At 72.0% G+C, this 6,833-nt stretch carries 6 protein-coding genes; all 6 read right to left on the bottom strand.

The genetic code is table 11. The annotated features are described in order from the left end of the window. Positions 1-656 (bottom strand): nicotinate-nucleotide adenylyltransferase (nadD, locus tag G6039_RS16300; RefSeq protein WP_206531101.1); only part of this gene is annotated, 656 nt, incomplete at its 3' end. Between the two features lie 112 nt (positions 657-768). After that, entirely contained in the window at positions 769-2,220 is a 1,452-nt protein-coding gene (locus G6039_RS16295; protein WP_043796479.1) for a vWA domain-containing protein, read from the bottom strand. 1 nt (position 2,221) lies between these two features. Further along, positions 2,222-3,103, bottom strand: coding sequence for an AAA family ATPase (locus tag G6039_RS16290; protein ID WP_006933754.1), 882 nt, complete (start codon positions 3,101-3,103; stop codon positions 2,222-2,224). Positions 3,104-3,183: 80 nt separating this feature from the next. Next, positions 3,184-4,488, bottom strand: a complete 1,305-nt coding sequence (locus G6039_RS16285; protein WP_029544392.1) for a glutamate-5-semialdehyde dehydrogenase — start codon at positions 4,486-4,488, stop codon at positions 3,184-3,186. 64 nt (positions 4,489-4,552) lie between these two features. Beyond that, on the bottom strand, positions 4,553-5,659 hold the full coding sequence (locus G6039_RS16280; protein WP_006933750.1) for a D-alanine--D-alanine ligase family protein: 1,107 nt from the start codon (positions 5,657-5,659) through the stop codon (positions 4,553-4,555). 49 nt (positions 5,660-5,708) lie between these two features. Continuing rightward, positions 5,709-6,830, bottom strand: a complete 1,122-nt coding sequence (locus G6039_RS16275; protein WP_043796488.1) for a cystathionine gamma-lyase — start codon at positions 6,828-6,830, stop codon at positions 5,709-5,711. Positions 6,831-6,833: the final 3 nt, after the last annotated feature.

The following is a 6,833-nucleotide window of genomic DNA, read 5'->3' as shown; positions in this document are numbered from 1 at the left end:
GACTCGGGGTGGGGGTGGGACTCGGCGTGGGGATATGACACGGTCGCCGCCCCGTCGAGGCGCCGCGAGTTCGCGGGCCGGTACAGGTTGCGCTTGGTGATGTACTGCACCACCCCGTCCGGCACCAGGTACCAGATGGGCCTGTGGTCACGCACCCGCGTCCGGCAGTCGGTCGAGGAGATCGCCAGCGCGGGGATCTCGACGAGACCGACGGTGTCGGCGGGCAGCTTCTCGAGGTGTTCGGCGAGATGCTCGACGTGCAGGTCGTAGCCCGGACGCGACACTCCCACGAACCGGGCCAGCTCGAACAATTCGGTCCAGTTCTGCCACGACAGGATCGAGGCGATCGCGTCGGCGCCGGTGATGAAGTACAGCTGGGCGTCGGGCATCAGCGAACGCAGGTCGCGCAGCGTGTCGACAGTGTAGGTGGCCTTGTCCCGCTCGATGTCGACCCGGCTGACGGAGAACCGCGGATTCGAGGCGGTCGCGATGACCGTCATCAGATAGCGGTCCTCGGCCGTGCTGACCTCGCTCCCCGACTTCTGCCACGGCTGTCCGGTGGGCACGAACACGACCTCGTCGAGGTCGTACCGGTCGGCCACCTCGCTGGCTGCGACGAGGTGCCCGTGGTGGATGGGGTCGAAGGTGCCGCCCATGACACCGACGCGACGTCGTGTGTCACCGACGCCGTGTCGTGTGTCACCGTCGCGACGTCGCGGCGCCGGATTCGGGGCGGATGGCTCATGCACGATTGTCCAGCTTACGGGTTCACACCGGCAGCAGGCCCGCCACCACCTGCGCGAGCTGCTGCGCGGACCGGCACTCGTGCATCGTGATCACCTCGCCGTACGCCTTCGCCGCCGAATCTCCGGTTCCCCATTGGCCGCGGGGTTCCGGGTTGAGCCAGTGGGCGTGCCGGGCGACGGCCACCAGGTGCTCGAGGGCGCCGAGGTTGGGATCGCGGTAGTTGGTCCGCGCGTCGCCGAGCACGAGCAGGGAGCTGCGGCTGGTGAGGCTGTGCGCGTACCGCTCGGTGAACACGCCCAGCGCGTGACCGTAGTCGGAGTGGCCGTCGTAGGCGATCAGCTCGGCCTCGCGCAGCATCCGCGACATGGCGGCCCCGAGGTCGGCGCCGGCGGAGAAGTGGTGGGTGACCTCGTCGGTGCTGTCGATGAACGCGAACACCCGGACGCGGGAGAACTGCTCGCGCAGGGCATGCACGAGCAGCAGGGTGAAGTGGGAGAAGCCGGCGACCGACCCGGAGACGTCGCAGAGCACCACCAGCTCCGGACGGGCCGGGCGCGGCTTGCGGTTGACCAGGTCGATGGGCACCCCGCCGGTGGACATCGACTTGCGCAGCGTCCGGCGCAGGTCGATCGCTCCCGCACGGGCCCGCCGCCGGCGCGCGGCGAGCCGGCTCGCCAGCAGCCGCGCCAGCGGGGTGACGCTGCGGCGCAGCGCGGTGAGCTCGGCGTCGGTGGCACGCAGGAAGTCGACCTCCTCGGCGAGCTTGGGCACCCCGTAGGTGGCGACGCGGTCGCGTCCGACCTGTTCGGCGGTGCGGCGACGCGTCTCGCGCTCGACCATGGCCCGGAAATCCGCCACTCGGCGCGCCGCCGTGCGGCGCGCCACCTCGGTGGCGTACTCGGTGTCCTGAGCCCGCTCCTCCGGGCCGGCGTTGCCGAGCAGGCCCTCGAGGATCTTCGAGACCAGCGTTTCGGGCGACACCTGGCGCAGCGCCTGGTACGCCGAGAACGACGGTCCGTTGCCCGAGGTGTACTGCCCCAGCTCCTCGACGATCTGCGCGGTCAGCAGCTCGACGAGCTCGACCGCGTCGGCGGAGTCGTCGGCGAGTATCTCGGCGATCAGATCCCGCAGCGCCTCGAAGTCGATCTCGCCGTCCGGGGTGCGCGGCAGCGCCGGATCGATCCCGCCGGCCTCGCGGCGGCCGACCGCTGCCGGGAACCACAGGTCGAACAGGGCATCGAAGGTCGGGCGGTGGGTGGGCCGGCGCAGCAGCGCGCACGCCAGCCCCTCGCGGAGGGCGTCCCGGTCGAGCAGGTCGAGCACCGACATGACCCGGCCGGCATCGACGGTCTCGGACGGTCCTACGGGAATGCCGCGGCGGCGCAGTGCCTCGACGAACCCGACCAGGTGGCCGGGCAGGCCGTGCGGCGCCGCCGGCCCCTGGTCCCGCACCGGCGGGCGTGCCCCGGCCATGTCAGTTCAACCGCAGCTCGGCCGCGGCCCGCAGCTGATCGGACTGGTGTTTGAGGATCACCCCGAGCGTGGCCCGCACGGCGGCGTCGTCGAGGGTGTCGAGGCCCAGGGCGAGCAGCGTGCGGCCCCAGTCGATCGTCTCCGCCACCGACGGCAGCTTCTTGAGCTGCATGCCGCGCAGCACCCGGACCGTGCGCACGAGCTGCTCGGCGACCGTCTCGGGCAGCTCCGGTACCCGGCTCGCCAGGATGCGGCGCTCGAGGTCGGCGTCGGGGAAGTCGAGGTGCAGGAACAGGCAGCGTCGCTTGAGTGCCTCGGACAGCTCCCGCGTCGCGTTCGAGGTGAGCACCGTGAAGGGCTTGCGGGTGGCGCTGATGGTGCCGAGCTCGGGCACGGTCACCGCGAAATCGCTGAGCACCTCGAGCAGCAGACCCTCGATCTCCACGTCCGCCTTGTCGACCTCGTCGACCAGGAGCACCGTCGGATCCTCCCGGCGGATGGCGGTCAGCAGCGGGCGCGGCAGGAGGAACTCCTCGGAGAACACGTCCTGCTTCGTCGCGTCCCAGGAATGGTCGGTGCCGGCCTGGATCCGCAGGATCTGCTTGGCGTGGTTCCACTCGTACAGCGCCCGCGACTCGTCGACACCCTCGTAGCACTGCAGCCGCACCAGCTCGGCGCCGGAGGTCTGCGCCACCGCCCGGGCGAGCTCGGTCTTGCCCACCCCGGCGGGGCCCTCGATGAGCAGCGGCTTGCCGAGGCGGTCGGCAAGGAACACCGCGGTGGCCGTGGCCTTGTCGGCGAGGTATCCGGTCTCGGCGAGGCGGTCGATCACCTCGTCGACGTCGGCGAAGATCGGCGGGGTGGTCGGCAGCGCACGGTCCACGCTGTGTCCTTTCGTCGGGGCCGGCCCTGTCGGGTCCGGGTCTCGTCCGGTCCGGTCTCGTCGAGCGCTGTCGCGAACCCTCAGGCCGGCCGGGTGTGGCCGTCGCCCCACACCACCCACTTGGTGGAGGTGAGTTCCGGCAGTCCCATCGGGCCGCGGGCATGCAGCTTCTGGGTGGAGATGCCGATCTCGGCACCGAACCCGAACTGCTCGCCGTCGGTGAACGCCGTCGAGGCGTTGACCATAACGGCTGCGGCGTCGACCCGCGCGGAGAACTCCCGGGCGGCCGCGAGGTCGGAGGTGACGATGGCCTCGGTGTGGCCGGTGCCGTACCGGTCGATGTGCGCGACGGCCGCGTCGAGGTCGTCGACGACGGCGAGCGCGATGTCGAGGCTCAGGTACTCCTCCGCCCAGTCGGCCTCGGTGGCCGGCTCGAGGCCGGGCAGGTCACCGTGCACGGTGACGCTGTGGTTCTGCAGCACCTGCAGCAGCCGGGGTACGGCGGTGTCGGCGACGGCCTTGTCCACCAGAATCGTCTCGGCGGTGTTGCACACGCTGGGCCGGCGGGTCTTGGCGTTGACGACGATCTTCTCGGCCATGTCCAGATCGGCCGACGCGTGCACGTACACGTGGCAGTTGCCCACGCCCGTCTCGATGGTGGGCACGGTGGCGTCGCGGACGACGGCGGAGATCAGGCCGGCACCGCCGCGCGGGATGACGACGTCGACGAGTCCGCGTGCCTGGATGAGGTGCGTGACCGAGGACCGGTCCGCGCTGGGCAGCAGTTGTACGGCGTCCTCCGGCAGCTCCTGCATCGCGAGGGCGCCGCGCAGGGCCTCGACGAGGGCGGCGTTGGAGTGGGCTGCCGACGACGACCCGCGCAGCAGGGCCGCGTTGCCGGACTTGAGGGCCAGGCCGAAGGCGTCGACGGTGACGTTGGGCCGGGCCTCGTACACCATCCCGACGACGCCGAGCGGCACCCGCATCTGCCGGATCTCGAGGCCGTTGGGCAGGGTCGAGCCACGGACCACCTCGCCGATCGGGTCGGGCAGCCCCGCGACCTGCCGCAGCCCCGCCGCGATGCCCTCGACGCGGGCCTGCGTCAGCCGGAGCCGGTCGAGCAGGGACTCCTCGGTGCCCGCCGCGCGGGCGGTCTCGATGTCCTCGGCGTTCGCGGCGAGCACCGCGTCGGACGCGGCGAGCACCGCGTCCGCGGCGGCGTGCAGGGCGGCGTCCTTCTGCGCGGTGGTGAGCAGGGCGAGCCGGCGGGAGGCGACGCGGGCGCGACGGGCCGCGGCGTGCACGGCCTCGCGGGTGTCCCCGGCGCCGGTCGCCCGGACGTCCCCGGAAACGGTTGCAGATGAGTCAGGGGTCACGGCAGTCATGGCCCCCAGACTAGTCCGCGCCCGGGCGGATCAGCGCAGCCCGGTCCCCCCGCGCCAGGGCGGATCAGCGCAGCCCGGTCCCCCGCGCCAGTGCGGTGTCCACCAGCGTGGACAGCAGCGTGCGGTACTCGAGACCGCTGGCCTCCCACATACGCGGGTACATCGAGATCGACGTGAACCCGGGCATGGTGTTGATCTCGTTGATCACGGGCCCGTCCTCCGTGACGAAGAAGTCGACGCGGGACAGGCCCTGGCAGTCGAGGGCGCGGAAGGCGCGGACCGCGAGCTCCCGGATCCGGTCGGAGACGTCGTCGTCGAGCTTGGCGGGCACGTCGAACTCGCACACGTCGTCGAGGTACTTGGTGTCGAAGTCGTAGAACGCCTCGTGATCGCCGGACGGGTCGGGCATCCGGATCTCGGCGACGACACTGGCGCGCACGTCGCCGTCGGGGAACTCGAGCACGCCGCACTCGACCTCGCGACCGACGATCGCGGATTCGACGATCACCTTCGGGTCGTGCCGGCGGGCCTTCTCGATCGCCGCGTCGAGCGCCGCCCAGTCGGCGACACGGCTGATCCCGATGGAGGAGCCGCCGCGGGCGGGCTTGACGAAGACCGGGAGGCCGAGACGCTGTTTCTGCTCCTCGGTGAGGGTCGCGGCGCCGGGGCGCAGCACGATCTGGAATCCGACGGGCAGGCCCTCGGCCGCGAGCAGCTTCTTGGTGAACTCCTTGTCCATCCCGGCGGCGCTGGCGAGCACGCCGGGTCCCACGTACGGAACGCCGGCGAGCTCGAGCAGCCCCTGGATCGTGCCGTCCTCGCCGTAGGCGCCGTGCAGCACCGGGAACACGACGTCGACGGAGGCGAGCACCTTGCCGAACTCGCCCTCGTCGAGGGCGACGATGTCACCGGCCCGAGTGGGGTCGGCGGTGAGCACCAGCGCCGTTCCCTCCGCGTCGACGGTCGGCAGCTCGCGGCCCGCCTTGGCGAGCCGTTCGGGATCCGTGTCGGCGAGCACCCAGGCGCCGTCGGTGGTGATGCCGATCGGGACGGCCTCGTAACGCTGCGGGTCGAGGTGGCGCAGGATGCTGCCCGCCGAAACGCAGGAGACGGAATGTTCGTTGCTGCGGCCGCCGAAGACGACGGCCACCCGGATACGGGGTGTGCTCACGGCACAAACCGTACCGGTGCCGCCGCCCCGGTAGATACCCGAGTCCTGCTCAGCACCGGGAGAGCGCGCGGTCGAGATCGTCGAGCAGGTCGGCGGTGTCCTCGATCCCGCAGGACAATCGCACGAAGCCGGCCGGTACGGGATCGCCCCAGCGGGCGCGCCGGTCGGCGGTGGTGTGGATGCCCCCGAAACTGGTCGCGGCGGTGACGAGCTCGCTCGCCGCGACGAACCGGTGGAACTGCTGTTCGCCGTCGAGCCGGAACGTCACCAGCGGCCCGAACCGGCGCATCTGTGCCGCGGCGACGAGGTGGGCGGGATCGTCGCCCAGACCGGGGTAGCGGACGCCGCGCACGGCGGGATGCTCGCGCAGCATCGACGCCGCGGCGAGCGCGTTGGCGCACTGCCGGTCGAAGCGCAGCCCGGCGGTGCCCAGGCTGCGGTGCGCCAGCCACGTCTCGAACGGGCCGAGGACGGTCCCGGAGAGCAGGCGCTCCCGGTCGAGGGCCGGCACGAGTGCATCGTCGGCGACAGCGAGGTACCCCATCAGCAGATCGCTGTGCCCGCTGAGCGATTTCGTGCCGCTGGCGACGACGATGTCCGCGCCCAGCGCGAGCGGCTGCTGCCCCAGCGGGGTGGCGGTGGTGTTGTCCACCAGCAGCAGGGCGCCGGCCGTCCGGCACAGCGCCGCGGTGGCGCGCAGATCGACGACGTCCAGTCCCGGGTTCGACGGGGTCTCGGCCAGCACGAGCGCGCCCTCGCCGGCGCCGGCGAGGACAGCGCGGAGACTGCCGTCGCCGAACTGGGCGGCGGTGAGTTCGTGGACCGTGATCCCGAGGGGCTCGAGGCGTTCCCGCGCGTATTCGCGCACCTGGTAGTACCCGTCGGCGGGGACGACGACGGTGCCGCCGCCACGGGTCAGCGCCCGCAGCGCGACGGTGACCGCGGACATCCCGGACCCGACGACCCGGGCCGCGGCCGCGCCCTCGAGCGCGGCCAGCGCGGATTCGAGGGCACGCCAACCGGGATTCGAGGCGCGAGCGTAGGTGTCGGTCTCCGTGCCCTCCGCGCCGAGCTGGTAAGGGGCGGCGAGGACCGGACCGGGCTGCAGCGGATACCCTGGAATATGTTCGGCAGCAACCGCTTTCACGCAGCGTGTGGAGTCACCCGGCACGGT

It is taken from the genome of Rhodococcus aetherivorans, from assembly GCF_011058165.1.
GTDB classification, from domain to species: domain Bacteria; phylum Actinomycetota; class Actinomycetes; order Mycobacteriales; family Mycobacteriaceae; genus Rhodococcus; species Rhodococcus aetherivorans.
Note: the sequence above shows the minus strand (reverse complement) of the source record. Positions and strands in the feature narration are given on the sequence as shown.

Bases quoted from the DNA above. Each gene is read 5' to 3' on its own strand.
- G6039_RS16295 (WP_043796479.1), bottom strand. From the start codon at position 2,220: ATGGCCGGGGCACGCCCGCCGGTGCGGGACCAGGGGCCGGCGGCGCCG.
- G6039_RS16285 (WP_029544392.1), bottom strand. From the start codon at position 4,488: ATGACTGCCGTGACCCCTGACTCATCTGCAACCGTTTCCGGGGACGTC.